Source organism: Catenuloplanes sp. NPDC051500 (assembly GCF_044454585.1).
Taxonomy (GTDB): Bacteria; Actinomycetota; Actinomycetes; order Mycobacteriales; family Micromonosporaceae; genus Catenuloplanes.
This window is the reverse complement of the sequence record NZ_JBITDX010000013.1, coordinates 17,367-43,212: the sequence shown is the minus strand read 5'-3', so window position 1 is coordinate 43,212 and position 25,846 is coordinate 17,367. Positions and strand designations below refer to the sequence as shown.

Annotated in this window: 25 protein-coding genes; 11 read left to right on the top strand and 14 right to left on the bottom strand. The window is 70.7% G+C overall.

The window, feature by feature from the left end:
* Positions 1-36: 36 nt before the first annotated feature.
* A complete protein-coding gene (locus ACIA8K_RS25110; protein ID WP_396063264.1) occupies positions 37-1,551 on the top strand; it encodes an OmpL47-type beta-barrel domain-containing protein in 1,515 nt (504 codons plus the stop codon).
* Between the two features lie 20 nt (positions 1,552-1,571).
* The gene (locus ACIA8K_RS25105) at positions 1,572-2,546 is read left to right on the top strand and encodes a hypothetical protein (RefSeq protein ID WP_396063262.1); all 975 of its coding nucleotides are present in this window, start codon (positions 1,572-1,574) and stop codon (positions 2,544-2,546) included.
* A gap of 301 nt (positions 2,547-2,847) precedes the next feature.
* Here ACIA8K_RS25105 and ACIA8K_RS25100 read toward each other — a convergent pair whose 3' ends face one another.
* Entirely contained in the window at positions 2,848-4,128 is a 1,281-nt protein-coding gene (locus tag ACIA8K_RS25100; protein WP_396063260.1) for a hypothetical protein, read from the bottom strand.
* A 1,461-nt stretch (positions 4,129-5,589) separates the two neighbouring features.
* Between ACIA8K_RS25100 and ACIA8K_RS25095 the strand changes: the two genes are divergently transcribed.
* On the top strand, positions 5,590-6,054 hold the full coding sequence (locus ACIA8K_RS25095) for a DUF4396 domain-containing protein (RefSeq protein ID WP_396063258.1): 465 nt from the start codon (positions 5,590-5,592) through the stop codon (positions 6,052-6,054).
* Positions 6,055-6,140: 86 nt separating this feature from the next.
* Here ACIA8K_RS25095 and ACIA8K_RS25090 read toward each other — a convergent pair whose 3' ends face one another.
* Positions 6,141-7,073 (bottom strand): NADP-dependent oxidoreductase, encoded by a 933-nt coding sequence (locus ACIA8K_RS25090; protein WP_396063256.1) that lies wholly within the window; start codon positions 7,071-7,073, stop codon positions 6,141-6,143.
* A 14-nt stretch (positions 7,074-7,087) separates the two neighbouring features.
* A complete protein-coding gene (locus tag ACIA8K_RS25085; protein ID WP_396063254.1) occupies positions 7,088-7,924 on the bottom strand; it encodes a hypothetical protein in 837 nt (278 codons plus the stop codon).
* A gap of 90 nt (positions 7,925-8,014) precedes the next feature.
* Between ACIA8K_RS25085 and ACIA8K_RS25080 the strand changes: the two genes are divergently transcribed.
* Positions 8,015-8,482, top strand: coding sequence for a MarR family winged helix-turn-helix transcriptional regulator (locus tag ACIA8K_RS25080; protein WP_396063252.1), 468 nt, complete (start codon positions 8,015-8,017; stop codon positions 8,480-8,482).
* Here ACIA8K_RS25080 and ACIA8K_RS25075 read toward each other — a convergent pair.
* The gene (locus tag ACIA8K_RS25075) at positions 8,477-10,546 is read right to left on the bottom strand and encodes a glycoside hydrolase family 15 protein (RefSeq protein WP_396063250.1); all 2,070 of its coding nucleotides are present in this window, start codon (positions 10,544-10,546) and stop codon (positions 8,477-8,479) included. The genes ACIA8K_RS25080 and ACIA8K_RS25075 overlap by 6 nt on opposite strands.
* A 127-nt stretch (positions 10,547-10,673) precedes the next feature.
* On the opposite strand from ACIA8K_RS25075, the gene ACIA8K_RS25070 reads away from it, so the two are divergent.
* A complete protein-coding gene (locus ACIA8K_RS25070; protein ID WP_396063248.1) occupies positions 10,674-11,900 on the top strand; it encodes an alpha/beta fold hydrolase in 1,227 nt (408 codons plus the stop codon).
* A gap of 49 nt (positions 11,901-11,949) precedes the next feature.
* On the opposite strand, the gene ACIA8K_RS25065 is transcribed toward ACIA8K_RS25070, so the two are convergent.
* Both ACIA8K_RS25065 and ACIA8K_RS25060 read right to left on the bottom strand, forming a co-directional pair.
* The gene (locus tag ACIA8K_RS25065) at positions 11,950-12,738 is read right to left on the bottom strand and encodes a MerR family transcriptional regulator (RefSeq protein ID WP_396063246.1); all 789 of its coding nucleotides are present in this window, start codon (positions 12,736-12,738) and stop codon (positions 11,950-11,952) included.
* Positions 12,739-12,780: 42 nt separating this feature from the next.
* The gene (locus ACIA8K_RS25060; protein WP_396063244.1) at positions 12,781-14,688 is read right to left on the bottom strand and encodes a potassium transporter Kup; all 1,908 of its coding nucleotides are present in this window, start codon (positions 14,686-14,688) and stop codon (positions 12,781-12,783) included.
* A gap of 197 nt (positions 14,689-14,885) precedes the next feature.
* Between ACIA8K_RS25060 and ACIA8K_RS25055 the strand changes: the two genes are divergently transcribed.
* Positions 14,886-15,407 carry an NTP transferase domain-containing protein gene (locus ACIA8K_RS25055; RefSeq protein WP_396063533.1) on the top strand — a complete coding sequence of 174 codons (522 nt, stop codon included), beginning with the start codon at positions 14,886-14,888 and terminating at the stop codon, positions 15,405-15,407.
* On the opposite strand, the gene ACIA8K_RS25050 is transcribed toward ACIA8K_RS25055, so the two are convergent.
* Both ACIA8K_RS25050 and ACIA8K_RS25045 read right to left on the bottom strand, forming a co-directional pair.
* On the bottom strand, positions 15,305-15,694 hold the full coding sequence (locus tag ACIA8K_RS25050; RefSeq protein ID WP_396063242.1) for a hypothetical protein: 390 nt from the start codon (positions 15,692-15,694) through the stop codon (positions 15,305-15,307). The genes ACIA8K_RS25055 and ACIA8K_RS25050 overlap by 103 nt on opposite strands.
* Before the next feature lie 37 nt (positions 15,695-15,731).
* Positions 15,732-15,905, bottom strand: coding sequence for an epoxide hydrolase N-terminal domain-containing protein (locus tag ACIA8K_RS25045; protein ID WP_396063240.1), 174 nt, complete (start codon positions 15,903-15,905; stop codon positions 15,732-15,734).
* A gap of 105 nt (positions 15,906-16,010) precedes the next feature.
* Between ACIA8K_RS25045 and ACIA8K_RS25040 the strand changes: the two genes are divergently transcribed.
* Positions 16,011-16,643, top strand: coding sequence for a TetR/AcrR family transcriptional regulator (locus ACIA8K_RS25040; RefSeq protein ID WP_396063238.1), 633 nt, complete (start codon positions 16,011-16,013; stop codon positions 16,641-16,643).
* A gap of 11 nt (positions 16,644-16,654) precedes the next feature.
* The gene (locus ACIA8K_RS25035) at positions 16,655-17,053 is read left to right on the top strand and encodes a TIGR03618 family F420-dependent PPOX class oxidoreductase (RefSeq protein WP_396063236.1); all 399 of its coding nucleotides are present in this window, start codon (positions 16,655-16,657) and stop codon (positions 17,051-17,053) included.
* A gap of 3 nt (positions 17,054-17,056) precedes the next feature.
* On the opposite strand, the gene ACIA8K_RS25030 is transcribed toward ACIA8K_RS25035, so the two are convergent.
* On the bottom strand, positions 17,057-17,611 hold the full coding sequence (locus ACIA8K_RS25030) for a hypothetical protein (RefSeq protein WP_396063234.1): 555 nt from the start codon (positions 17,609-17,611) through the stop codon (positions 17,057-17,059).
* Between the two features lie 135 nt (positions 17,612-17,746).
* On the opposite strand from ACIA8K_RS25030, the gene ACIA8K_RS25025 reads away from it, so the two are divergent.
* The 3 genes from ACIA8K_RS25025 (at position 17,747) to ACIA8K_RS25015 (ending at position 20,733) form a co-directional block, all read left to right on the top strand.
* Positions 17,747-18,415, top strand: a complete 669-nt coding sequence (locus ACIA8K_RS25025) for a response regulator (protein WP_396063232.1) — start codon at positions 17,747-17,749, stop codon at positions 18,413-18,415.
* Complete coding sequence (locus ACIA8K_RS25020) at positions 18,412-20,148, top strand: sensor histidine kinase (protein ID WP_396063230.1); 1,737 nt, start codon at positions 18,412-18,414, stop codon at positions 20,146-20,148. Before ACIA8K_RS25025 ends, ACIA8K_RS25020 begins: the two co-directional genes overlap by 4 nt.
* Positions 20,149-20,292: 144 nt before the next feature.
* The gene (locus ACIA8K_RS25015) at positions 20,293-20,733 is read left to right on the top strand and encodes an MEKHLA domain-containing protein (RefSeq protein WP_396063228.1); all 441 of its coding nucleotides are present in this window, start codon (positions 20,293-20,295) and stop codon (positions 20,731-20,733) included.
* 81 nt (positions 20,734-20,814) lie between these two features.
* On the opposite strand, the gene ACIA8K_RS25010 is transcribed toward ACIA8K_RS25015, so the two are convergent.
* From ACIA8K_RS25010 to ACIA8K_RS24990, 5 genes are all read right to left on the bottom strand, one after another.
* Positions 20,815-21,378 carry a hypothetical protein gene (locus tag ACIA8K_RS25010; RefSeq protein WP_396063226.1) on the bottom strand — a complete coding sequence of 188 codons (564 nt, stop codon included), beginning with the start codon at positions 21,376-21,378 and terminating at the stop codon, positions 20,815-20,817.
* A 208-nt stretch (positions 21,379-21,586) separates the two neighbouring features.
* A complete protein-coding gene (locus ACIA8K_RS25005) occupies positions 21,587-22,396 on the bottom strand; it encodes a carbohydrate ABC transporter permease (RefSeq protein WP_396063224.1) in 810 nt (269 codons plus the stop codon).
* Positions 22,389-23,354, bottom strand: coding sequence for a carbohydrate ABC transporter permease (locus ACIA8K_RS25000; protein ID WP_396063222.1), 966 nt, complete (start codon positions 23,352-23,354; stop codon positions 22,389-22,391). Before ACIA8K_RS25000 ends, ACIA8K_RS25005 begins: the two co-directional genes overlap by 8 nt.
* Entirely contained in the window at positions 23,351-24,625 is a 1,275-nt protein-coding gene (locus ACIA8K_RS24995; RefSeq protein ID WP_396063220.1) for an ABC transporter substrate-binding protein, read from the bottom strand. The genes ACIA8K_RS25000 and ACIA8K_RS24995 overlap by 4 nt, the downstream gene beginning before the upstream one ends.
* Before the next feature lie 73 nt (positions 24,626-24,698).
* The gene (locus ACIA8K_RS24990; protein WP_396063218.1) at positions 24,699-25,829 is read right to left on the bottom strand and encodes an ROK family protein; all 1,131 of its coding nucleotides are present in this window, start codon (positions 25,827-25,829) and stop codon (positions 24,699-24,701) included.
* Positions 25,830-25,846: the final 17 nt, after the last annotated feature.

Sequence of the window (25,846 nt, the reverse complement as noted above, 5' to 3'; positions counted from 1 at the left end):
CTCCGGCCGGCCCCGCGCTCCACCCAGGAAGGTGCCATGTCCGTACCAAAGATGCTCAGGCGTGCCGGGGTGGCGCTGGCCGGCCTGCTGCTCGTGCTGGCCCCCAGCCTCGCCGTCCCCGCCTACGCCGCCGCACAGACGCTCACCTGGACCGCCGACAGCGACATCACCCGGTACAAGTCCGCGCCGACCAGCGCGGTGGCCGGCGAGACGACGATCGTGTGGGAGAACAGCGCGGCCACCGGCAACACCGTCGGCATGCCGCACACGCTGACGTTCGACACCGACACGCCCGGCTACAACCACGACGTCGCGGTGAACATCCTGGCCAACCCGTTCGACGCGACAAACGGCCTGCACACCACGACCGTGACGCTCACCCCCGGCAAATACCGTTATTTCTGTACAATTCCGGGTCACAGCACAATGGTCGGCGAGTTCACAGTCACCGACGGCCCCAGCACCCCGGACACCACGCCGCCCACTGTCACAGGTGCGGTTTCGGGAACCCAGAACCCATCAGGAGCCTTCGTGGGTACGGCCACGGTGACCGTCACCGCCGCCGATGCGGGCTCGGGCGTCGACACCGTCGAGTACCAGATCGACGACACCAGCTGGGTCGCCTACACCGCGCCGGTCGCGGTAGGCACGCCCGGCGACCACTCGGTCCAGTTCCGCGCCACCGACAACGCCGGCAACCTCTCAAGCGTCGACTCCGTGCAGTTCACGGTCGTGGCGCCGGACCCGGAGCAGGACGTCACCGCGCCGGTCGCGACCATCGCGCTGACCGGCGCGCAGAACCCCGACGGCACCTACGCCGGCCCGGTAACCGCCACGATCAGCGCGACCGACGACGACTCCGGCGTGGCGACGATCGAGTACCAGCTCGACGGCGGCGCGTGGAACGTCTACACCGCGCCGGTGGTGGTCTCCACGGCCGGCATGCACATGCTTCACTACCGGGCGACCGACAACGCCGGGAACCTCTCCGCGGAGCAGATGTCGCACTTCACGGTCGCGGCACCGCCCGAGCCGGACACCACCGCACCGACAGTGACCGGCTCCGTCACCGGCGACGGCACCGCAGTGGTCACCGTCAGCATCACCGCCATCGACGCGGACTCCGGCGTGGCCCGGGTCGAGTACGCGATCGACGGCGGCGAGTTCGTGCCGTACGCCGCGTCCTTCCGCGTCTCCACGCCCGGCGCGCACACCGTACGGTTCCGGGCGACTGACAACGCCGGGAACCTGTCCGAAACCGGCTCCGTACAGTTCACGGTGGTCGGCGACGGCACTGACGACTGCGCCGACTCCGACCTGCGCGACACCGTGATCATCGGCGGTGACGACACCGGCGTCGCGAACCGGGACACCGGCGCCGGCTGCACGATCAACGACCGGATCGCGGAGCGGGCCTCGTACCCGAACCACGCCGCGTTCGTCCGCCACGTCGAGACCGTGACCAGCGGGCTCGTCGCGGCCGGCACCCTGACCACCCGCCAGGCCGGAACGATCGTGCGCGCCGCCGCACGGTCCTCAATCGGTTCATGACTGATCACGGGAGACTGACGATGAAACGTACCGTCACCATGGCTCTTGTCACCTCTGCGACCGTGGCCGCCGCCGTCCTGGGCGCCGCGCCGAGCGCGAGCGCGGCCCTGACCACCTACTGCATCGGCACCGGCGGCGCGGTCACCGTGCCGAACGACCTCTACGTCCCGCCGGGCGAGTCCTGCGCGCTCACCGGCACGATCATCACCGGCAACGTGGCAGTGGCCGCCGGTGCGAACCTCGTCGTCGACGGCGGCCGGGTCGACGGCCAGGTCGACGTGGCCTCGGACGGCTACCTGGACGCCCGGAACAGCACCGTGCGCGGCGACGTGGTGGTCGCGGCCGGCGGCTACGGCGTCTACCTGAAGGAGTCGGACAGCGGCGCGATCACTGTGAAGCCGAAGGGCTCGTCGACCATCGACACGTTCCTGTTCGCCGACGGCGCGACCGTGACCGGCGCGATCAACGCGAACGCCGGTGTGGTGAGCCTGGACAAGGGCACCACCGTGACCGGCTCGCTGAACACCACAGGCACCTACTACACCGACCTGCGCGACTCGTTCGTCGACGGCTCACTCTCGGTGCTCAACAGCGCCACCGGCAGCGTCGTCTGCGGCAGCGCGGTCGCCGGCCGGGCCACGTTCGCGGGCAACGTCGGCGGCGTCCAGGTCGGCCCGAACGGCCCGCTGGACAGCTGCGCGTCCGGCGGTTACTTCGGCACCAACGTCAGCATCACCAACACCACAGGCGGCGTGACGCTCGACGACAACATCATCAACGGCTCGCTTACCGTCCAGCGGAACACCCCGGCCGCCCAGGTCGCGGCGAACAACCGGATCCGCGGCGGCGTGGTCGGCGACTCCGCGGCGGCGGCAGCGGCGGCCGGCAAGCGCCAGGCCGCGGCGGACCGGGACGGCGCGGCGCAGGAGCGCGCTACCCAGCGTCACGAGGTGGCCGTGGACGAGGCCGAGGCGGCCGGCCAGGCCCGTCTCTGACACGTCAGTCAGTTGAGGTCCCCGGCTCCCGGCCGGGGACCTCAACACTGTTCGGACCCGGTCGCCGATCACGCCGCCTGGGCCTTGCGTCTCCGGACGCGCGTCCCGGTCTCACGCGTCCGGGGGCGTCACGGCCTTACGCGTCTGAGCGTCCTGAGGTTTCGCGGTCTGGGTGGGAGTCGGGCACTCCGCGCCCGAAATTTCGTAATATAGGATTCTATTACGCGCAGTCGCCCTGACCGCGGAAAGTCAGTCCAGATCTCACGCGTCCAGGAACGTCAGGCCCCCACACGTCCGGACTTCACGGTACGACCGCCCGGGCGTTCCGGCGCCACCACGCGATCCCCGTCTCCTGGTCGGCCGCCTCCGCGACCATCACGATCCGGGCGCCGTTGAAGCTCCAGGTCATCCGGAAGACGCCCGCCTCCGGGACCGCGCACCGCGACCTGCCTAGTTCCTCGCCGTCTCCGTCGATCCACAGACCGCGGTCGGCCCCCTCCATGCACGGGACGAACGCTTTCGCCTCCACCTCGGAGTCGAACCAGCTGGTCAGATCCGCGTCGGTGGCGAACGCGAGCACAAGCGGGCGTCGGATCAGGCCCGGATCGGCGCTCACGCAGTTCAGTGCCGCGATCACGCCGCCGTTCTCCGAGTCCGGCCGGCCGACACAGCCGCTGAGCAGCGCCGGATCCAGCGCCGCCTCGAGCTGCCGCCGTGCCCGGCTGTCCGGCGCCGCCGATCCGGACGGCGTCACCTCGGCCTCCACGGACGGAGTGGCCTGCACCGACGGAGTGGCTTGCACGGACGGTGTGGCGCCGCCGGAGCGCGCCGGGCCGGGCACGTCGAGTCCCGCGCAGGTCGGCACGCCGAGCGTGTCAGCCGACGCGGACCACTGCGCGAAGAGGTCGTCCATCGACTCGATAGCTGTGCCCAACGCCGCCAACTCCCCGGCCGTCACCTGGCCGAGCTGATAGTTCGACAGCACCCGCGCCACGCTGCGGAAGACCGCCGAGACCGCGGTGCCTGATTCGAGGAACCCGGTGATCTGCCGTTCCCGCTCCGGGGGAAGACGCCGCGGCAGTTCGATCTCCCGCACGTGACCGACCACCGCAAGCAGCGCGGTCCCGGCCTGTTCGAGCTCCACGATCGCGCGCTGCATCCCCTGATCCGACACCCCCGGGCCCGGCATCGCAGCATTGACCTCGGTCAAGGTCGACAGCACGCCGAACAGCGGCACGGAGAGGGTGCCGAGTCCCTGCTCGCACTGCGCGCCGGCCTTCCGCTGCCACTCCGCGAACGTGTCCTGGGGCCGGTCGAGGATCTGGATCGCCACGGCAATGACCGCGGCGACTGTGGTCACCATCGTGGTCACCACGATGAAGCCCTTCTGCAGCGCGGTCAGCCGTCGTTGCCGACGGGTGGGCGTCTCGCTCACCAAGAACTCCCAGCCGGGAGGCGCGGGCGGCCAGCCGGGCTCGGGCCGCCAGCCCGGCGGCGGCGTCCATCCCGGTGGTGGCACCGGCCAGCCGGGCGGCGGGTTGAAGCGCCGTCCGGCACCGTCCTGCGGCGGCCTGTCGTTCATCCACACCACTTCCGCTCCGGCAGGGATTTCCACCTATCGGAACATTCAGGGGGTACGAACCGGGCGTAACGCCACACGCCCGAAACGCCTGACCTACCTGCCCGCTCGACCGACCCCGCTCGTGGCCCCGCCGAGCCGCGCTACCCCTGGTCGCCGGCCTGCCCTCGCCCGGCGAACGGGACGATGGGGTCCGCACCGCCGGGATGGCTCTTCCTAGTTCCACTACGGAACCGGTGCCCGCGGGAGCGACTCTGCTGCCCGTTCGCGTGCGGCGGTCCGGAGCCTGACGATCGACGGGCTTGGCATCGAGGCCAGGAGCGTGGCGGGTCGTTCCGGCTGGTCGGCGGTCTCGCGGCACGCGGGGCAGAACGGTCATCGTCTGAGCGGCGGCTGGTCAGTACGGCTGCGGCCTGGGCGGCTGCAAGGGCTGGCACCGAGAGAGCGGGCGAGGCCGGGAGGGGCGGTTGACCTCGGCCTGGGCGGTCGCAAGGGTCGGCACCAAAGCCGAGGGACGGCGGGAGGAGCGGTTGACCTCGGCCTGGGCGGTCGCAAGGGCTAGGCACCTGGTCAGAGGTCCTGTCGCTAACTCCGGAAGGCCCCCAGACCGCCGACCAGCGCAAGCGCCGACCCTCCTCGCTTCGGTGCCGTTGGTTACGAGCAGAACCCTTGGACAGGTGCTTAGCACCGAGACACCGGGGCAGCGGGAAAGCCGATCAACCTCAGCCTAGGCAGCCGCAAGGACCAGCACCGAAGCCGGGAGCTGCCGAAGTGCCATTCGATCTTGGCTCTCACGTGTCGCCGCGCCAGGGCCACGGCAGCTCGGGCGCTCCGCACCGAGTTTGGCTCGTTGTGCGGGATCTCGCGTCCACCTGACGGGATGCAAGATCCTTGCGGCTCTGGTGGCCCTTATCCCGCTCCGATAAGGGCCACCAGAGTCGCAAGGATCTTGACGCGGGCCTTACTGACCCTTCGGCGCCAGGATGAACGCACAGGGAGGCACTGATATAACGAAATGTCGGGCGCGCAGCGCTCGAACCTGGACACTGACCGCGGACCTCCACATGACGCGGGTCTCGAGCGCGGGCTGTGTCCCGACATATGTGGATCCGGTGCGACTCCGCGTTCATCCCGACCCCGAGACCTGCCGGAGTGCCGCGACCAACCCGCACACCCGCGGAACTCGCGGCCTCGGTGCCAGTCCTTGCGCCCACCTAAGCCGCAGCCGCCTCGCCCCGCAGCCGCCAAGACGACGGCAGTGCTGCTCTCGCCATTCGCAACCACAACGACCAGCCGAAACCACTCACCACGCCCCAGCCCATTCGATCCTGGGTCCCCAGGCAGCCGGACGCGACTGGGCAACAGATGTGGAGCGCGCGGCCCGCGACCACCCACAGAGCGGAAAGAGGCAATTCACGACTGTGCTTTCTTGCCACCAATACCCCCCGGGGGTACCTTGACGGCATGGAGCACAAGGAGCACGCGACCACGTCCTGGGGAACGGCGGCGTCCGCGACGCTGCACTGCCTGACCGGCTGCGCGATCGGTGAAGTGCTGGGCATGGTGATCGGGACGGCGGCGGGGCTGCACAACGCCGCGACGATCGTGCTGTCGGTCGCGCTGGCGTTCGTGTTCGGCTACGCGCTGACCATGCGCGGTGTGCTGCGGGCCGGGGTCGGCCTTCGCGCGGCGCTGGGCGTGGCGCTCGCGGCGGACACCGTGTCGATCGCGATCATGGAGTTGCTGGACAATGCGGTCATGCTCACCGTGCCGGGCGCGCTTGACGCCGGGCTGACAAGCGCGCTGTTCTGGGCCTCGCTGGCCGGGTCGCTTGTGGTGGCGTTCGTGCTGACCACGCCGGTGAACCGGTGGATGATCTCGCGCGGCCGGGGCCACGCGGTCGTCCACCGGTACCACCACGCCCACTGACCTGGAGGCCGCTGCGGGACCCAGCCACGCCGCGCACCCCGCGCCTGGAACCCGCCTTGCTCCGGCCCCCACATAAAACACGCCGATCAGCTGTCGAGGGTCACCACGGTCTTGCCCTTGGCCCGGCCGGCCGCGATGGCGGCGAGCGCGTCGGTGGCCTGGTCGAGCGGGACGACGGACTCGACCGCGATGGCGAGTTCGCCGGCGGCGGCCCGGGCGGCGATCGGGCCGGTGATGTCGCCACGCGCATCCGTCATGATCTTGTGAACGGTGAGGCCGTCCGTGTCGGGTCCGGGCGCCAGCGCAAGCGTGGCCACGACGCCGCCACGGCGCACCGCGGCCAGCGGAACGTCCGCGTCGGTGCGGCCGAACAGGTTGACCAGCGCGTCCACGCCGTCCGGGTAGGCGGCGAGGACCTGGTCGGCGATCGGACCGGCGGCCCGGTCGAGGACAGTGGTGGCGCCGAGGTCGCTGAGACGCGCGGTGTCCGCACCTGTCGCGACGACTGTGACGCCCCGCGCGGCGAGGAACTGGACCGCGAACGAGCCGACGCCGCCGGACGCGCCGCTGACCAGCACGGTCTGACCGGGCTGCGGGTCGACCGCGTCGACGGCCGCACTGGCGGCAGCGGCGGCAAGCGGCAGCGCGGCGGCCTGGACGAAGCTGAGCCCGGCAGGCTTGAGCACCACCGACGCGGCCGGCAGCAGCGCGAACTCGGCGAGCGTACCGGCGTGAATCGGCGGGGTGCGCAGGATGTGGCCGAACACCTCGTCGCCGGGCCGCACGTGGGTCACCCCGGCACCGACCGCCTCCACGACACCTGCGGCGTCCCGCCCGAGCACCACCGGGTACTCGTGCGGCATCATCCGGGCCAGGAACTCGGTGCCGATCGCATTGTCCATCGGGTTCAGCCCGGCGGCGCGGACCCGGATCAGCACGGTGCCGTCGGTGACGGCCGGAACGGGGATCTCGCCGAGCTGCGGCTTCTCGCCGGCGGCCGGGATATGCAGTGCACGCATGAGGAACTCCACAATCATCGGGTACGGAGGACGTAGTCGTGGGTGAGGGTGCGGTACGGCCGGCCCGCGGAGTCGTCGTGGACCGTGGTGGTCTCGACCGAGGCCGCGGGCACCGGACCTTCGATTGCGGCCTCCACAAGCGGGTCACCGTCGAAGTAGATCTGGGTGGTCAGCGGCAGCATCCCGTCGGCGGTGACGATCGAGTGGATGTGCAGGGGCCGCAGGCCGGGTAGTCGCAGCGACTCGGTAAGCGCGCCGAGCGGCCCGTCCGGGTCGAGGCCGAGCGTCTCGGTGCCCGGCATCACGGTGCGGAACTCGTAGTGCCCGTCGCCATCCGCGACGATCGTGGCGCGCAGGTTCCACTCGGGGATGCCGGACGAGTCGTTCGGGATGTTCAGCGGCAGGAAGTCGCTGGTGTCGATGCCGGAGTAGATGTCGTCCGCGCCGATCTGCCAGACCTCAAGCACCGCACCGGGCACCGGGTCGCCAGCGGTGGTGCGCACCGCGCCGGACACGAACAGCGGCTCACCGGGCTCGTCCGGGCGCATCGGGAGCACCGCCGGGCTGTGCAGTACCGGCGCGCCGGGGCGGTAGGCCGACCCGCCCATGTCCCAGTTGCTCGCGCCGTCCTTCTCCGGGTGCGCGTAGTCGGCACCCTCGGTCGCCCGGAGCACGGTCTTGAAGAACAGCACCCGCAGCCTGCGCAGCTCGCCGGCGTCGGCCGTCTCCTGGAGCCAGTCGAGCACGGCGGACAGCTCGTCCGGCGTGACCTGGTGCTTGAGGATGACGTCGTCGACGGCGCGGCGCAGATCCGTGAACACCACGCGCAGCCGGCTGTCGGACTGGATCACGGCCCTCCCCCTCTCATTCACTTGAATGTTCAAGTCAAAAGCTAACTGACATGAACATTCAAGTCAACTCTCGGCTTGTACGCTGACCGCATGTCCGACCCCGAGCCGCGCTGGCTCACCACCGAGGAGCTGGCGGCCTGGCGCGGCTTCATGAAACTCCTGCAGCGGCTGCCCGGCGCACTTGACGCCCAGCTTCAGCGCGACTCGCAGCTCAGCTTCCTGGAGTACTACGTGCTCGCCGGCCTGGCCGACCAGCCGGGCCGCCGCATGCGGATGAGCGACCTCGCCATCCTTGCCAACGCCGAGCTGTCCCGCCTGTCGCACCTGGTTAGCCGCCTGGAGAAGCGCGGTCTCGCCACCCGCGAACCCGACCCGGCCAACGGCCGCTACACCCACGCCATCCTGACCGACGCCGGCTACGCGTACCTGGCCCAGGCCGCGCCCGCGCACGTCGCCCGCGTCCGCGACGTGTTCATCGACGTCCTCACCCCGGACGAGCTGCGCACGCTGCACCACAGCGCCGACAAGGTGATCACCCGCATCGACGATCTGTCATGACGGTGATCCGGCGCTCGTGAGGTATCGGTCCGCGACCGCGGCCGGCTGGTCGAGGAGGCGACCGGCGTCCAGGTTGCGGGCGAGGCGCAGGTACTGGGCGTGGGACCAGGCGAGCGGCGTCGCCGAGAACGTGGGCGTCCCCGGGGTGAAGTGCGGAGGCGCCAGATCCCAGACCTGTTCGGGGAGCATGCCGCCCGGCCCGGCGGCGCGGGTCATCGCCGACAGCCGGGTACGGGCGGTGCGCACGTCCCCGGCCGCGATGTCGTATTCACCGCGTTCGCCGGAGAGCAGCGGCCAGGCACGGCCGCGGGAGACGCGGGACCCGGCCGGTTCGTCGTACTCCCACTGGCTGCCGTCGAGCTGCTCGCCGAAGCCGTCGAACGAGGCACGATGCCAGAAGTAGCCGCGCGGAGTGGACACGCCGAGCTGCGCATCGACGACGGCGAGGCTATTGGTGACGTCGGGATCGGACGGCGGGAAGATCCCGAGCCGGACCAGGTCCAGGAAGCTGGGGTCGACGACTGTGCGCTGGTCGACGCCGGTCGGGCCGCCGTCGCCGATGTCGTAGGCGGTCCCGGCGTCCGGCTGCCCGTCCTTGGTGAGGCGCAGGAAGTAGGGTTCGGCCGAGTACGGCCCGGTGGTCGTGACCGTCCACGACTTCACCCGGGACCGCCATGAGTCGGCCGTGTCGAGGTAGCGCGCCGCCGACGCCGGGTCACCGTTCGCAAGGGCGATCGAGGCGGCGCAGACAAGTCCCGCGATCGTGGTGGCGATCGTGTTCGGCGAGTAGCCGGACTGGTTCTCCCAGCGCTCCTGCGGCGTGAACGGCGCCCCCGGATAGCCGAGCAGGAAGTCGGCCGCCCGTTTCACGTGCGGCCAGGTGTCGGTGCGGCCCAGCTGATAGGCGAGCACGATCGGCAGCGCCACCTCGTCGAGCTGTAGTCCGCCCCAGACCGGCGTACCGTCCACTCTCGAGTTCTGGGGGAACGAGCCGTCCGCCCCCTGCTGCACCGTGAAGAGGAAGTCGAGCGCGCGGCCGGCCCCGGACCGGTCACCGGCAGCGATCAGCCCACCGGCGATCTGATAAAGATCACGAGACCAGACCAGGTGGTACGGGCCGGAGGGATCATCAGTGCCGAACGCCCACGGCGAGGCGGGCGCGGCCACATACGCACCGGGGTGGGTCTTGTCCTCCAACGCGGCGAGGATCATCGCGGACGTGTTCCACAACGTCGCACCCGCCGGCGCCTCGGTCAGGCCCGCCACATACCGGTTCCAGCCGCCGGCATAGGCGCGCGCGACCGCCCCGAACCCGTCCCGCATCGAGCGCCGGGCGGTGGCCGCAGCGTCCGTTTCAGTGACGCCGAAGCCGAGTGCGAGCGTGCTGTGCCGCCCCTTCAGCGCCGCCGTCTGTACCAGATTGCCGGCCTCGGCCCGGTGGTAGCGCCAGTCCATCCGCCCGTCCCGCAGATCGGTGAGCCCGTCGCTGACCCCGGCGAACCCGTTCGACGTGGCAGTGAAGTCCCCGATCAGCGCGCTTGACACCGTGCCGTCCGTCGCCAGCAGCGCTTTCCCGGCGGTGCGGCCGGTGTCGCCGGACCGGGAGTTCCCCAGCGCCGGATCGTAGATCGCGAACAGGTCATAGCCGGGCGGCGCCGCGAACGCCAGGTCGACAAGCACAGTCGACCGCGCCGGATCGGTCGTGTAGTCGGCAGTGAGCCGCCACCCGGCACCGTCGAAGGTCTGCCGGAAGCGCAGCCCGTCACGCTGCTCGGTCCGTACCCGTGCCGCAGTGGACAGGCCGCCGCGCGCCGTCACCGCGAACGTCAGCGACCGCGCGCTCGGCCCGTCGATCGTCGGGTAGAAGATCTCCCCGAGCCCGCCTTCCCGCTGTACTGTCGCCCAGACCAGGCTCTCCCGCGTCCGCGAGGTGAGCAGCCCCGACTTGTCCGCCGGAAGGTACTGCTCGTCGACGCCGGGCGCCCCCGGTGCGACACCCACCCCCGGCGGTACGGGTGTCAGGCTCATCGTGGCCACCAGCAGGACGTTCAGGACCGCCGTCATAGCTCACTGTCTATCCGACTCCGCCCTTGATCGCATCCGCGAGCATCCCCGAGGTACAGCCTGCTGTACCTTGATCGGGCAGCTGACGGGATCGATGCGGGCGCATCCGGCGAATAGCGTTCTTGTCATGACTACAGCGAAGAAGCACCGCAAACTGCTCATCGCGCTCAGCGCCAGCGCCGTGCTCGCCGGCGGCGTCGGCGTGGGCGTCGGGGCTGCCAACGCCGATGTCATGAAGGCCTCGACCGCCACCACTGCGGAACAGTCCGGCTGGGCCGGTGTCACCCGTACCCAGGTCGAGATCGACTTCGGCAAGGGCTGGGTCACCAAGGCCGAGCTGACCGTCCCGCGCAATGCCAAGGGCAAGCTGCCGCTTGTCGTCATGCTTCACGGCAGCGGCTACAACGACATGAACCAGACGCTGCCGGACGGTGGGGGCTCGACGTTCGTGCCGCTGGCACAGGGGGCGAGCCGGGAGGGTTTCGCGACGCTGCGGTTCAACAAGCGCGGCGTGACAGACGTCGGCCCGGTGGAGAGCACCGACCCGGCGCAGCTGCACCCGGAGAACCCGTACCACCAGATCCAGCAGGACGCCGCCGCGGCGATCCGGTTCGGTGCGGCACGGCCGGAGATCGACCCGTCGAAGATCTACCTGCTCGGCCACAGCGAGGGCACGAACGTCGCCGCGAACCTGGCCTCGGATCCGGCGAAATACAACATCCCGAAGCCGGCCGGCGTGATCGCGATGGGCGTGGTCGGCAAGGACATCCGCACGCTGCTGACGCTCCAGCTGTACGGCCGCCAGCTGCTGCAGATGCACGACGAGTTCGACGTGGACGCCGATGGCCGGCTGACCGCACTCGAGGCGTCGGACGGCCTGGTGGGCCTGCCGCAGGCGACGGCCGACCAGTTCCGCGCGATCCTGCTCGACGGCGACGGCGTGCTGGACAGCACTGACACCGACCGCGACGGCCAGATCGCGATCGACGCGGAGGCCGGGCCGGTGCTGCGGGCCGCGACCGGGATCGACAACTACCCGGACGTGCCGGGCCTGGAGGAGCTGAAGGAGTACGTCACCGACTTCGCGCGCTTCCCGACCGTGACCGAGGCACTGCCGTCGTTCACCGGCCCGACGCTGATGCTCAACGGTGAGAACGACCTGCAGACCCCGGCCCGCGCCGCCCTCGCCGCGGACGCCGCCGTCGCCGCCTCCGGCAACAAGGACCACACAATCATCATCTACCCGGGCATGGCGCACACCATGAACATCACGCCGAAGTTCGCCGCGCAGTTCCGCGACCCCGACCCGAAGGTCGTCAACGACGTCCGCACCTGGCTGCGGTCGCACCGCTGACCGTGCGACCCCACTGCCCGGCCGATCCTCCGGCCGGGCAGTCGCCGTGTCAGGGCGACGTGAGGACCGGTGCGATCGTCTCGACGCCGTCCGGGTGCAGCACGAACCGGATGCGGGTGAAGTCCGGCATGCTGTCCGGCCGCGCGACCAGCCGGGACAGCGCGGCGCCGTACTTCGCAAGCGTGTACCGGCCGGGGATCCACACCGCGACGTGCGCGCCGCCGTCCTGCCGATGCGACCACACGCCCTCGGGCAGGCTCGCGGGTTCCGCCTCGACCGGCACGCCGACCTGCCAGTGCGGCCTCCCCAGACCGGTCGTCCACTGCTGACGGAGCTCCCGGACGGCGGGCCATTCGAACCAGGGCGGCCCGGCGCCCTCCCCCACGAGCGCGGCCAGCTCGCGCGCGGTCTCCGCCGCGTCGGCCAGGCCGTCGTCCCAGCCGGAAGCCTCGTACCGGCCCTGCGTCAACCCCGACACCACGATCATCGGGGGTACGTCCACCACGCGCGCATCCGGCCACTCGGTGAGCAGCCCCCGGGCGTCCGCGATCGCCTCGTCCTGCTCCCGCCGCCGCGCCGCCACCTCCTCCGCGTGCTGGTTCAGCAGCTCCAGCGCGGTGTCCGGCTCGTCGAGCGCGCGCCGGACCTGCCGGACGCTCAGCCCGGCGCCGCGCAGCACAGTCACAAGCACGGCGGCCTCGATCTGCGTGAACTCGTACGACCGGTATCCGCTGTGCTCGTCGACGTGCGCGGGCACGAGCAGCCCTTCCGCATGGTAATAACGAAGCGTCTGTGCGGTCAGCCCACTCAGCTCGCTGAAGTCCTTGATCGTCAGCATGTGACAAGCGTGCGCCTTCCGGTTACCACAAGGTCAAGCCGATCACACCTCGATGTGCGAGCCCATGATCACGGTACGTTCGCGGGGCAGGCGGAAGTACTCGGCCGCGTCCGCGGTGATGTGCGAGGTCGCCACGAACAGGCGTTTGCGCCACAGCGCCATCGTCGGCGCGGTGCCGGTGCGCAGCTCGATCTTTGACAGGAAGAACGAGGCCTCGTCGATGTTCAACCGGCCCTCGGTCGTGTCCGGGTCGAGTATGCGCAGCGCATCGGGCACGTCCGGGCGCTCCATGTAGCCGAAGCGCGCGACCACGTGGAAGATGCCGTCGTCGGCGTACCCCAGGTCGTCGATCGTGATCCGTTCCTCCCGGGGCACGCGGGGCACCGGCTCGGTCTCGATCGACAGGATGATCACGTGTTCGTGGCGCACGTGGTTGTGCTCGACGTTCGCGCGCAGGGCAAGCGGCGCGGTCCGCTTGCCACGGTTCAGGAAGACGGCCGTGCCCGGCACCCGTGGCATCCCGGCCATCTCGGTGTGCACCTGCTCGATGAACTCCGGCAGCGAGCCCTCGATCCGCTCCCGCTCCGCGGTGACCACCTGCCGGCCGCGCTGCCACGTGGTCATCAGCGTAAACGCGGTCAGCGCGATGGCCAGCGGCAGCCAGGCGCCGTGCACAAGCTTCGTCAGGTTCGCGGCGAGGAACAGCAGGTCCACGCCGAGCAGCACGAACGCGAGCGCGCCGAGCAGCCACCACGACGTGCCCCAGCGGTGCCGGGCCACGTAGAGGAACAGCACAGTGGCGATGGTGATCGTGCCGGTGACCGCCATGCCGAACGCGTAGGCGAGCGCGGCCGAGCTCCGGAACGCGAAGACAAGCGTCAGCACCGAGAACATCAGGAGCCAGTTGATCCACGGTACGTAGATCTGGCCGATCGACGACTCCGAGGTGTGCGCGATCCGCAGCCGGGGCAGGTAGCCGAGCTTCCCGGCCTGCGACGCGACCGAGTACGCGCCGGTGATCACTGCCTGGGCCGCGATCACCGTGGCCGCGGTGGCCAGCAGCACCAGCGGCAGGCGCGACCACTCCGGCGCGAGCAGGAAGAACGGGCTGCTGATGTTGGCCGGGTCGTCAAGGATCAGCGCGCCCTGGCCGAGGTAGCTGAGCGTGCCCGCGGGCAGCACCAGGAACAGCCAGCCGCGAGCGATCGACCGGCGCCCGAAGTGGCCCATGTCCGCGTAGAGCGCCTCCGCGCCGGTCACCGCGAGCACGATCGCGGCCAGCGCGAAGAACGCGATGTCGAAGTGCCCGGCGAGGAACCCGATCGCGTACGTCGGCGACAGCGCCTTGAGGATCTCCGGGCGCATGATGATGCCGGTGATGCCGAGCCCGCCGATCGCGAGGAACCAGGCGATCATCACCGGGCCGAACACCCGGCCGACAGCGGCGGTCCCACGTCGCTGCACCGCGAACAGCACCACGATGATGACCGCGGTGATCGGCACGACGAGCGACTCGAGCGACGGCTGGATGACTTTGACGCCCTCCACCGCGGACAGCACCGAGATCGCCGGCGTGATCATGCTGTCGCCGAAGAACAGCGATGCACCGAAGATCCCGAGCGCGGCGAGCACCGGTGCGGTCCGCCGGCCCGGCGCGGCCCGGCGGCGCAGCAGCGAGATCAGCGCCATGATGCCGCCCTCGCCGTCGTTGTCGATCCGCATCGCCAGCAGCACGTAGGTGACAGTCACGATGACCATCACGGACCAGAAGATCAGCGACACCACGCCGAAGACGTTGCCGGTGCTGACCGGCACCGGATGCGGGTCGGCCGGATTGAAGATGATCTGCATGGTGTAGATCGGGCTGGTCCCGATGTCACCGAAGACCACACCGAGCGCGCCCACCACCACGGCCAGCCGCACGCTGTCCCGATCTCCCGGATGCCCCACCGTGTCCCCTTTCGCGCGGGCGCCCGGTGTTGATCACACGCGCCCCGCGCGACCATACCCGCCCCACGCACCCCACACACGGACGACAGACCCGGCCCCGGCAGCGGATATGCCGTCGGCCACCGGCCGGCCGATATGCTCGCCCGGTGGACGTGACCGGGCTGGTGCTCGCCGCCGGCGCCGGGCGGCGATACGGGATGGCCAAGGCGCTGGTGCCGTTCCGCGGGCAGCCGCTTGTGCGCCACGCCGCCGGGCTCGCGCTGGCCGGCGGCTGCGGCCGTGCCCTCGTGGTGGTGGGTGCGGAGGCGTCCGCCGTGCGGGCCGCCGCGCCGGAACTGCGCTTCGTCGACAACCCCGGCTGGGCGACCGGCATGGCCTCGTCGCTGCGGGTGGGCCTTGCCGCCCTGGCCGCCACCACCGCCGACGCCGCGCTTGTGCTCCTGGTCGACATGCCCGGCGTCACCCCGGAGGCGGTTCGCCGCGTCGCCGCGCACGCCTCGCCGGACGCGCTTGTCATGGGCGGCTACGGACCTCGTCGCGGACACCCGGTGCTGCTCGGCCGCGCGCACTGGGCCGGGGTGGCCGCCTCCGCGACCGGCGACCACGGTGCCCGCGACTACCTGCGCACGCACGCCGCCGCAGTGACAGTTGTCGAGGTCGGCGACGTGGCCGACGACCTCGACGTCGACACCCCGGACGCGCTCGCCCACCACACCTGAACCCATCTTCCCGCTCCCGCGGACGCGGCCGCGTTGGGCAGCCAGTAGAGCATGATGTCGTCGAGGATCTCGTCCCGGTCGACGGCCTTCTCCGGGTCGCCGTCGTTGTCAGTCACGTCCTGGAAGAGCGTGTAGATCCAGGCGGCCAGCCCCACGGGCGAGTCAGCGAGCGCGTATCCGATCGTCTGCGGGCGGGTGGCCTGCTCCCGGGCGTACCCGTCGAGCTGGTCCTGGTAGTGCTGCGCGCGCGCCATCATGCGCTGTCCCTCGGGCGTCGCCTCGCTCATCTCAGCCGCCGTCGGGAACACAAGCGGGAGGTTGAAGTTAACCGGTGGCCCAGTAGTCGCAGAGCGCGCGGATCCGATCGAGCTGCGGGCCCTGGCCGGCGTCCGCGACCGTCTCCCGGTCCGGCCAGCGGGTGTCGGCCAGGCGGCGCCGGAGGTCGAGCAGATCGGCGTCCGGTACCGAGATCGGAAACGGCGTGACGAGGTCTTCCATCGGTGCTCCAGGTGTGGTGCGTGCTGTGGACGCCGCCACTGTACGCAGAAAGTGGAATAAAAAATCAACTTGGAAAAAGATCCTCCACTTCCGTAGTATCGGGGCGTGACCGAGCCGCCCCCTCCCCTGCGCCGCGATGCCGAACGCAACAGGCAACTGCTGCTGCGCACCGCCTACGACCTGATGGCCACCGCCGGGCTGGACGTCACCTACGAGGAGATCGCCCGCGCGGCCGGCACCGGGCTGGGCACCGTCTACCGCCGGTTCCCGCAGCGGCAGGACCTGCTCGACGCGCTCTTCTCCGCGCACATCGACGCGGTCATCGGCTTCGCGGAGGAGGCGGCGCGGGAGGACGACGCGCTCGCCGGGCTCACCCGGTTCCTCGAACGGCAGCTGGAGCTGGAGTCGGAGAGCCGCGGCCTCGGCGAGCTGCTCCGCGGCCGCCGGCAGTCGTCCGCGCTGGTGCTGCGGGCCGGCGAGCGGATGACGCCGGTGATCACCGGGCTGGTCGCGCGGGCCGTGCGCGCCGGCCAACTGCCCTCCGGCGTCACGTCCGGCGACTTCGCGGCCGCGCACCTGATGGTGGGCAGCGTGATGGACGCGTCCCGCACCGTCGCGCCGCAGCTGTGGCGCCGGGCGCTCGCGGTGGCGCTGGCCGGGCTGCAACACGCCGATCTGCCCGGCACCGCGCCGGACGAGACGGTCATCGACCACCTCTACCAGGATCCCAAGAGATGAAGGAACAGCACATGCCACTCCCCGACGACCTGCTCCGCGTGCTCAACGGCAAGGCGATCTGCTTCGTCACCACGCTGATGCCGGACGGCTCCCCGCAGATCTCCCAGACCTGGGCCGGTACGGACGGCGAGCACATCCTGATCAACACGGTGGAGACCCACCAGAAGAACCGCAACATCGCGCGGGACGCCCGGGTCGCCGTCGGCATCGCCGACCCGGACGCGCCGCTGCGGTCCTGGGCCGTGCGCGGCACCGTGGTGTCGGCCACCCAGGACGGCGCCCGCGAGAACATCGACGAGCTGGCCCAGCGGTACATCGGCCGCCCGTACCCCGGCTACAGCGGCGCCGGTGGTCAGGAGCGCGTCCTGCTCACCATCTCGGTGGACAGCCTGCACCGGCCGCAGCGGTAAGGCCTACCCCGCGGGCGCGAACGCCTCCCGGAGGCAGGTGTTCTCGTCCGCGTCCGCCCTCATGAACTCCTCGGTGGTGGCGTAGGCGATGCGCGGGTCGCCCTCGGTGTCGACCCGGGCCTGATATCCCTTCGCCTTGAGGCAGGCGACCGCCTCAAGCAGCCGGTCGGTGAACTTCGGGTCCGTCCGGCGCTCCCGGTCGAGCCAGCTCTCCGGCTGGGTGGCGGCACAGGAGTCCACGGCGGCCCGGTACTGCGGATCGGCCAGGTCGACCTCCGGTTTGCCGTAGTTGCCGGCCTCGTCGACGTGGTGCGGCACGCCCGCGGCGACCAGACACGCGGCCCAGAGGTTCTCCAGCCGCGTGATCTCCTCCTCGGTCGCGTCCGGGCGGATGACCGGCCGCTCCGCACCGGCGGGTGCCGACCCGGAGGCCGCCGCAGCCGCGCCGGGCGTCACCAACGTGGGCACGTCGTCGCCGGCCTGCGGGTCGGCACCGCCGCAGCCGGTCAGCGCCGCAATGACGCCGGTCGCGGCCAGGACGAGGGTGAATCGCTTCATCGGTGGTGATCCTCCGGTGCTGTGGGACGAAACCTGCCCGCCGATCCTGATCACGGATTGTGTGGAACCTGTCGGGAGCGCGCTGTGAGGTTCGTCGACGTTCCGCACGGCCCGGACGCTCTAGGATCTGCCGTCATGTGTGCGAACGTGCTCGTGGCGGAGGACGACCCGCGTCAGGCCGAGGTGCTCCGGCGCTACCTTGAGGCCGAGGGCCATCGGGCCATCATGGTCACCGACGGTTACGCCGCGGTGTCGATGGCGGCGGATGCGGACCTGGTCGTCCTGGACCTGCTGATGCCGGGCCTGGACGGCGTCGAGGCCTGCCGGCGGATCCGCGCCTGGTCAGACGTGCCGGTGCTGATGCTCACCGCACGCGCCGCCGAGGACGACGTGCTGACCGGGCTGGACACCGGCGCGGACGACTACGTGACGAAGCCGTACAGCCCACGGCAGCTGATGGCCCGGGTCCGCACGCTGCTCCGGCGCGCCCGTGCGGAGCCCGGCGCCGTCCGCCGGGCCGGCGCGCTCACCGTCCACCTGGACCGGCACCAGGTCCTGCTTGACGGGCGGCCGGTCGACTGCACGCCGGGCGAGTTCGCAATCCTCGCCACGCTCGCCGACCAGCCGGGCCGGGTGTTCAGCCGCGCCCAGCTGCTCGTGCAGACCGCCGGGCTGATCCGGGAGTCCACCGAGCGGACCATCGACTCGCACGTGATGAACCTGCGGCGCAAGATCGAGGACGATCCACGGCACCCGGTACGGCTGCTGACCGTGTACGGCGTCGGCTACAAGCTCGCCCCATGAGCGGCACGGGCGGCGTACCGTGGCGGCGCAGCCTTGTGGTCCGGTTGCTTGCCGTGTCAGTGCTGATCGCGGTCTGCGCGATCACGGCCACCGCCTGGCTTGCCGTCGAGACCACCACGCGCACGCTGCGCCAGGAGCAGGGCCGGGCGCTCGCGGACGACCGGGCGCTCTACGACTCGCTCATCGCGCACGCGGCCACCCACACCGACTGGGCCGGCGCGGCGGACCTGCTGCTCAGCGGCCGCGGGGATCGGCGGATCACGCTGATGACCGCGGACCGGCAGCTGATCGCCGAGACCGGGGCCGGGCCGTCGCTGCTCCGTGCCCGGCCGTCCGCGCTCATCGACCCGCTCGACCTCGACCTCACGATCAGCGGTGCGCCGGGCCGCATCGATCCGCGGGTGACCGGGCCGTACCGGCTGCCGCCCGAGGAGACCGCACAGATGTGGAAGTCGGCGCGGTCCATCCAGGACTGCATACGGAACCGCGGTGTGGAGGCGGAGATCGTCACACTGCCCACCGGGCGACTGGCAGTGCGTGGCGGACCGGCCGGGACGTGCGACCCAGGTGACCTGCGCGCGCCGACGCCGACCGAGGCCGGGCCGCTGCGGGAGCTGACTGCCGCGACAGCGCGCTGCGCCGGGCTCCCCCACGACGGGTTGGAGATCTGGTTCGACCCGGTCGGGTTCACGCTTGCCGGCGCCGCCGCGGACAGCGATCAGCGGGTACGGGAGTGCGCGTTCGAGGCACGGAAGGCGCAGCTGCGGCCGTACACGGCCCCGCCGGTGCTGCTGTTCGTCACGGATCCGGCGTCGGCCGAGGCGCCACCGGTGTTCGACCTGTCGACAGGCAACACGGCCCGGATCGCCGCCGTCACCGCCGCGGTGCTTGCCGTCGCGGTGCTTGTCACGGTCGTGATCGGCGGGCGGCTGGTCCGGCCGCTGACCCGGCTCACCGAGGCGGCGACGCGTACCGGCGGCTTCCCGGTCGTGCCGGTCGGCCGCGCGGACGAGATCGGCCGGCTCGCGGCCGCGCTCAACGACCTGGACGCGCGGCGGGTCGGCACGGAGGCGCGGCGGCGGGAGATGGTCGGCGACGTCGCGCACGAACTGCGGACGCCGCTGACGAACATCCGCAGCTGGCTGGAGGCGGCCCAGGACGGGCTCGCGCCGATCGACCGCCCGCTCGTCGATCTGCTCCTCGACGAGGCGGTGCTGCTCCAGCACGTGATCGACGACCTGCGCGACCTGGCCGCCGCGGACGCCGGGGACCTGCGCCTGCACCCGGTCCGCTGCGATCTGCGGGAGCTGCTGGGCCAGGTCGCGGACGCGCACCGGGGCACGGCCGCGCGCGCCGGCGTCACGCTGCTCGTCGACGCACCGCAGCCCCGGACCGCTGTCGTGGACCCGGAGCGGACGCGTCAGCTGATCGGCAACCTGGTCGGCAACGCGGTCCGGCACACGCCGGACGGCGGCGTGGTCACGCTCGCACTGACGCCCGGTGGGATCGAGGTCGCGGACACCGGTGCCGGTATCGCGCCCGGGGACCTGCCGCGCGTGTTCGACAGGTTCTGGCGGGCGGACGCGTCGCGCAGCCGGGCCACCGGCGGCAGCGGGCTCGGCCTCACCATCGCCCGCAAGATCGCCCAGGCGCACGGTGGCGATCTGACGGTGCGCAGCGAGCCCGGCGCGGGCGCCACCTTCACCGTCGGCGGCGGGCCGTACCCGGGGTGATCGCGGGCTTCCCCGGAGCAGCCCGCCGTTGCCGGCCCGCCGATTTCCGTGGGGACGGTCACAGTCGTCTACCTTCCGGGCTCGCCGCACGTCGCTTCGGTGGGCGCCGGACCGGCCGCGCGCCGAGGACGGTGAGGAACAGCGATGACCCTGGACATGTTCGCCGACCTGCTCGCCGACAGCTACCGCACGCTTGTCGGCGAGCCGCTGGTCCCGGACGGCCTGCGCGGCCTGCGGGCGGCCGAGTGGCTCTACGAGGCGCCGTTCGGCCTGCTTGCCCACGACACGTCAGCTGACCCGCTGTTCATCTACGCGAACCTGACCGCGCAGCAGCTGTTCGGCTACTCCTGGGACGACTTCGTCGGCCTGCCGTCCCGGCTCTCCGCGGGCGCACAGGACCGGGAGTCCCGCGCCGCCGTGTTGGAGTCGGTGCGCCTCAAGGGTTTCGCCTCGGACTACCGCGGACCCCGGGTCACCGCGGACGGCCAGCCGTTCTGGATAGAGGATGTCACCATCTGGAACCTCATCGGCCCGTCCGGCGACAGGACCGGTCAGGCCGCGCTGATCCGCCGCTGGACCGACTGACCCCGGTCGGCGCCGGGTCCACCCCCGGGACCCGGCGCCGACCGCCCCCGTCATTCACAAACGCGCGGCGGTACGACTCCGTCAGCTCAGCGTCGTGCAGACGTTCTGCACGACGTGGTAGGCCCCGGAGACGGTGCGGTGGTTGTCGGCAGTGATCTGCAGCGTCCAGGCGGGGCCGTCGATCTCGTAGAAGCCCCGCGCCAGGTTGCCCTGCCCCTCCCGGAATCCGACCAGGAGCGGCCCGTGGTTCAGATAGGTGCGGGCGCCGTCCGCATGGTGGATGAGGAAGCCGCTGGCGCTGGCGTCGCCCACGGCGGTCCTGCCGGTGGAGACGTTCGTCAGCCGGTAGACAAGCGGGCCGGTCGCGGTCTCGACGTGGACCGAGCCGTCCGGGTGCGTGCTCAGGGTCTTGTAGTAGACCTCGTCCTCGATCGGGTCGCCGTGCACCGCGAAGTCGCAGAGCGGGCCGGCCGGCAGGTCGAACGGCGGGCTGGGGATGAGCACCCAGCCGGACCCGGGCGGCGGGGCGGCGGTGGCGGCCCTGACGAGCGACGGATCCGGCGGGACGGGAACGGCCTCGGCGGGCGCGCTCAGTGTGAGGGCGGTCAGAACACCCGCCACGAGGGCGATGGACAGTCGGCGCATGTGTGCCTCCTCGGACTCCTCACCCAGAGACGCGATGGGCGCCGGGATCGGTTGTCCATGTCGGACACCCGTCAGGAGGGAGGCGGGACGCGGGCTCGGTGACGTCCGATATGCGGGAGGACCGGCGGCCCTCCCGCATATGTCCGGCCGGTGCTCAGCCCTTGGAGCCGATGCAGCCCTTGGCGCCGGCTTAGCCCTTGGAGCCGGTTCAGCCCTTGGAGCCGGTGAACGCGATGCCCTGCACGAACTGGCGCTGCATGACCACGAAGACCGCGATGACCGGCAGCGACGCGAGCAGCGACCCGGCCATCAGCACCGGGTAGTCGGTCATGAACTGGCCCTGCAGCGACGCGAGACCTGCGGAGAGCGTCATCTTCTCCGGGTCGTTGTTCACCACGAGCGGCCAGAAGAAGTCGTTCCACGACCAGATGGTGGTCAGGATGCCGAGCGCGACCAGGCCGGGCCGGGCCAGCGGCATCATGATGGACCACCAGATGCGCAGCGGGTTCGCACCGTCCAGCCGCGCGGCCTCGTCGAGTTCGACAGGCAGGCCGAGGAAGAACTGCCGCAGCAGGAACGTGCCGAACGCGCTGAACAGGCCGGGCACGATCAGCGCGGGCAGGCTGTTGAGCCAGCCGAGGCGCGCGATGATCTCGTACTGCGGGATGATGAACAGCTGCGGCGGCACCATGAGAACAGACAGGAACACACCGAAGATGAGGGTACGCCCGGGAAAGCGCAACCTCGCGAACGCGTACGCCGCCATCGAGCAGAACAGCACCTGCCCCAGCGCCCGCGCCCCCGTCATGATCAGCGTGTTGAGGAACTGCTGGCCGAACGGCACCAGCTCGAAGATCTGCGTGTAGTTGCGCCACCGCCAGTCGGGCGTCAGCGTCGGCGGCACCTGGGTGGCGTGCTGAAGCGTCTTCAGCGAGGTCAGGAACTGCCAGATGAACGGCGCGACCATGCCGAGCGCGCCGAGCGCCAGCAGCACGTGCACAAGCGGCCGGCTACGCATACGTCACCCACTTCTTCTGCAGGCGGAACTGCACCGCGGTGAGCACGACGATGATGACAAGCAGAAGCATGGCGATCGCGGCGCCGTACCCCTTGTCGTTGGTCTGGAAGGCCTTGGAGTAGAACAGGTAGACGATCGTCTCGGTGCTCGGGAACGCCGGGTTCGCCCGCGAGCTCTGGCTTGACCCGCCCATCAGCACGTAGACCAGGTCGAACAGTTGCAGCGAGCCGATCACCGAGACCACCGAGATGAAGAAGATGGTCGGCGACAGCAGCGGCACCGTGATCCGGAGGAACTGCGCGATCGGCCCGGCGCCGTCGAGCGCAGCCGCCTCGTAGTAGTGCTTCGGGATGGACTGGATGCCCGCGATGAAGATGACCAGGTTGTAGCCGAGGCCCATCCAGATGCCGACCACGACCATCGCGTAGAGCGCGGTCGCCGGATCCGCGATCCAGTGTGGTCCCTCGATGCCGACAAGCGACAGCACGTAGTTGATGATGCCGAAGTCGCCGTTGTAGAGCCACTTCCAGATCATCGCGACCGCGACCGGCGTGGTGACCACGGGCAGGAAGAAGAACGTGCGGTAGATCGCCACGCCGCGCAGTCCGGGCCGGCTGAGCAGCGCCGCGAAGATCACCGCGACCGGCACGCCGACCAGGCCGAGCACCGTGTACTCGATGGTGTTGAGCAGCGCGGTACCGACCTCGGGGTCCGAGACCAGCTCCCGGTAGTTGTCCAGGCCCACCCAGTCGGCCGCGCCGCCGAACGGCCCGGTCTTGGTGAAGCTCAGGTACGCGGTCTGCACGACCGGCCAGAGGTAGAAGACGATCAGCCCGAGTCCGGTGGGCGCGATCATCGCGTACCCCCAGAAGGCTTCTGCCCATCTGCCCTGTGGCTTTTTGCGGACCGGCGCCGCGGCTTTCACCGCGGCGCCGGGCGCCTCCGAGACGACGCTCATTCCTTCGCGAGGCTCTCGTCCATGGCCTTGGCCAGCTCCGCGGCGGCGGCCGCGACGTCCTTCTGCTGGTTCCAGGCGGGCGTCAGGTAGGTGGTCTCCAGCTCCTGCCAGGCGGCGGTGTTCCGGGAGATCGGGTACGGCACCGCGGTCGGCACCTGGTCGAGGAACGCGGCCTGCAACTTCAGCTCCGGGTGCGCCGCGGCCCACGCGGTCTGCGTGCCGTTGTAGGCCGGGATGACGCCGCTCTTGCCGAGCTGCTCCGCCGCCTTCTGCGAGCCGAGGTACTTGACGAACGACCAGGCCTGGTTCGGGTGATCGCTCTTGGCGGAGACCACGTTCGCGAGGCCGTGGATGACCGTGGCGGCCTTGACGCCCTTGGGCAGCGGCGCCACGTCCACCCGCGTCTTTGTGTAGTCGTTGGCGGTGAACTCGGCGACGTTCCAGGAGCCGCCGTAGTACATCGCGGTCTTGCCGGACTCGAAGAGGTTGAGCGGCACCGTGTCAGTCATGGTCTTCAGGTCCGGGGAGTACCCCGCCTTGATCAGGTCGGTCCAGAACTTCAGGCCCGCGATTGTCGCCGGGTCCGCGTAACCGCTCTTCTTGGCGTCGGCCGAGATGACCGAGCCGCCCGCCTGGAAGATCGTGTTGTACTGGTACTCCTGCGCGGAGGACAGGTTCGCGCCGATCGCGTACTGGCCCTTGCCCTTGTCCGTCAGCTTCGCGGCCGCGGCCTTGAACGTGTCCCACGTCCAGGTCGCGTCCGGGTAGGCGACGCCGGCCGCGTCGAACAGCTCCTTGTTGTACCAGAGCCCCACGGTGTCGAAGTCCTTCGGCAGGCCGTAGTGCTTGCCGTCGACCGTGTAGAGATCCACGAGCGCCTTGGGGTACGCGGTGAGGTCGACCTTGTCGGCCGCGATCTTCTCGTCCAGCTCGGCCAGCACGCCGTTTGTCGCGTAGAGCTGGTAGTTCGGCCCGTTCATCCAGAAGACGTCTGGTGCCGCGCCTCCGGTTGCCGCCGCCTTCATCTTCGTCCAGTACGTCTCCCACGGGGTGAGCTGGACGTCGATGGTGATGTTCGGGTTCTCCTGGGTGAACGCCGTGGCCAGTTGCTGCATGGCAGGGACCTGGTTCTTGTCCCACACCGCGTACGACAACGTGACCTTCGCGTTCGGGTCGTCACTACCGGTATCACCACTGCCGCAGGCCGTGGTGCTCACGAGAAGAGCAGTGACACCCACAAGGGTGGCAGCAGCCCGTCCGATCCATGCCATGGGGATAGTCCTTCCGCACCGGCCCTGTCAGCCGTCAGGGTTGGGACTATTAATGGTCTCCACAGAAAGTTTGTCAAGACTTCAGCTCTTCGGCCGGGCCGGGTCCGGCGAACATCGTGCGCTCGGCATGATCCAGCGCGAGACGAACAGCACCCAGAGCGACGCTTTCCTCACCGAGTGTAGATGCACGCACCTCGGGCGTCCGGAGGCACTGCCTGTCCAGCTCCCGCCGCAACGGCTCCAGCAGCACGTCCGCCGAGCGCGAGAAACCGCCGCCGAGCACCACCATCTGCGGGTCGAGCGTCATCACAAGCGAGGCCGTCCCGATCGACAGATCCTTGACGTACCGCCGGACCGCCCCGAGCGCAGCCCGGTTCCCCGCCCGCGCGGCCGCGAACAGGTCGCCCGCATCGCCGTCCCACTTCGCCAGGTGCTCCTGCGCGCGGATCCAGCCGGTCACCGGCAGCGCGCCCACCTCGCCCGCCGCGCCGCCGAACCCCCGGTGCAGCTTGCCGTCGATCACCAGGCCCAGGCCGGTGCGCAGACCGGCAAGCAGGTAGACGAAGTCCTTGGCGTAGCGGGCCACGCCGCGCCACTGCTCCGCAAGCGCGGCCAGCCGGCCGTCGTTGTCGACGAGCACCTCCTTGCGCATCTGCCCGTGGAAGTGCTCCGCGAGGTTCAGCCCGGTCCACTCCGGGATGGCGACCGAGAGCACCACCTTGCCGGTCGGGTCGACCAGGCCGCTCGTCCCCACGCCCACGGCCCACAGATCGGCCGCGTCCACGCCGCTGTCCCGCAGGCTCTCGGCCACCATCTCGTCCGCCGCGGCCAGGCGCTTCTCCCGGCCGGCCGCCTCCGGCACCTCGGCCTGCGCGCGGCCCAGCACGGTGCCGTCCAGGTCGGTGACCACGGCCCGGACCCGGTGGCCGCCGATGTCCACGCCGAGCGCATGACCGGCGTCGCCGCGGAACCGGTAGCGCCGCGCCGGGCGGCCCATCACGCCCGCGGCCGGCGGCACCTCCGCCACCCAGCGCTGGGCGAGCAGGTCGTCCACCACGTCCTCGGTCGAGGCGCGGGACAGGCCGGTGCGCTTGGCCAGCTCGGTGAGCGTCATCGACTCCGCGGCGCGCAGCACCCGCAGCGCGGTCTGCGTGTTGAGCTGCCGCAGCCGCGACAGGTCGCCGCCGAGGATCTCCTCCGGCATCGGCCCTCCTCTTCCGG

Excerpts from the sequence above, each read along its gene's own strand:
- ACIA8K_RS25075 (WP_396063250.1), bottom strand. The coding sequence starts at position 10,546 with ATGACGGCGGTCCTGAACGTCCTGCTGGTGGCCACGATGAGCCTGACA.
- ACIA8K_RS25030 (WP_396063234.1), bottom strand. The coding sequence starts at position 17,611 with ATGAAGCGATTCACCCTCGTCCTGGCCGCGACCGGCGTCATTGCGGCG.
- ACIA8K_RS25110 (WP_396063264.1), top strand. The coding sequence starts at position 37 with ATGTCCGTACCAAAGATGCTCAGGCGTGCCGGGGTGGCGCTGGCCGGC.
- ACIA8K_RS25005 (WP_396063224.1), bottom strand. The coding sequence starts at position 22,396 with ATGCGTAGCCGGCCGCTTGTGCACGTGCTGCTGGCGCTCGGCGCGCTC.
- ACIA8K_RS25025 (WP_396063232.1), top strand. The coding sequence starts at position 17,747 with ATGTGTGCGAACGTGCTCGTGGCGGAGGACGACCCGCGTCAGGCCGAG.
- ACIA8K_RS25080 (WP_396063252.1), top strand. The coding sequence starts at position 8,015 with ATGTCCGACCCCGAGCCGCGCTGGCTCACCACCGAGGAGCTGGCGGCC.
- ACIA8K_RS25050 (WP_396063242.1), bottom strand. The coding sequence starts at position 15,694 with ATGAGCGAGGCGACGCCCGAGGGACAGCGCATGATGGCGCGCGCGCAG.
- ACIA8K_RS24995 (WP_396063220.1), bottom strand. The coding sequence starts at position 24,625 with ATGGCATGGATCGGACGGGCTGCTGCCACCCTTGTGGGTGTCACTGCT.
- ACIA8K_RS25010 (WP_396063226.1), bottom strand. The coding sequence starts at position 21,378 with ATGCGCCGACTGTCCATCGCCCTCGTGGCGGGTGTTCTGACCGCCCTC.
- ACIA8K_RS25020 (WP_396063230.1), top strand. The coding sequence starts at position 18,412 with ATGAGCGGCACGGGCGGCGTACCGTGGCGGCGCAGCCTTGTGGTCCGG.
- ACIA8K_RS25065 (WP_396063246.1), bottom strand. The coding sequence starts at position 12,738 with ATGCTGACGATCAAGGACTTCAGCGAGCTGAGTGGGCTGACCGCACAG.
- ACIA8K_RS25070 (WP_396063248.1), top strand. The coding sequence starts at position 10,674 with ATGACTACAGCGAAGAAGCACCGCAAACTGCTCATCGCGCTCAGCGCC.
- ACIA8K_RS25015 (WP_396063228.1), top strand. The coding sequence starts at position 20,293 with ATGACCCTGGACATGTTCGCCGACCTGCTCGCCGACAGCTACCGCACG.
- ACIA8K_RS25100 (WP_396063260.1), bottom strand. The coding sequence starts at position 4,128 with ATGAACGACAGGCCGCCGCAGGACGGTGCCGGACGGCGCTTCAACCCG.
- ACIA8K_RS25045 (WP_396063240.1), bottom strand. The coding sequence starts at position 15,905 with ATGGAAGACCTCGTCACGCCGTTTCCGATCTCGGTACCGGACGCCGAT.
- ACIA8K_RS24990 (WP_396063218.1), bottom strand. The coding sequence starts at position 25,829 with ATGCCGGAGGAGATCCTCGGCGGCGACCTGTCGCGGCTGCGGCAGCTC.
- ACIA8K_RS25000 (WP_396063222.1), bottom strand. The coding sequence starts at position 23,354 with ATGAGCGTCGTCTCGGAGGCGCCCGGCGCCGCGGTGAAAGCCGCGGCG.
- ACIA8K_RS25055 (WP_396063533.1), top strand. The coding sequence starts at position 14,886 with ATGGCCAAGGCGCTGGTGCCGTTCCGCGGGCAGCCGCTTGTGCGCCAC.
- ACIA8K_RS25035 (WP_396063236.1), top strand. The coding sequence starts at position 16,655 with ATGCCACTCCCCGACGACCTGCTCCGCGTGCTCAACGGCAAGGCGATC.
- ACIA8K_RS25105 (WP_396063262.1), top strand. The coding sequence starts at position 1,572 with ATGAAACGTACCGTCACCATGGCTCTTGTCACCTCTGCGACCGTGGCC.
- ACIA8K_RS25090 (WP_396063256.1), bottom strand. The coding sequence starts at position 7,073 with ATGCGTGCACTGCATATCCCGGCCGCCGGCGAGAAGCCGCAGCTCGGC.
- ACIA8K_RS25095 (WP_396063258.1), top strand. The coding sequence starts at position 5,590 with ATGGAGCACAAGGAGCACGCGACCACGTCCTGGGGAACGGCGGCGTCC.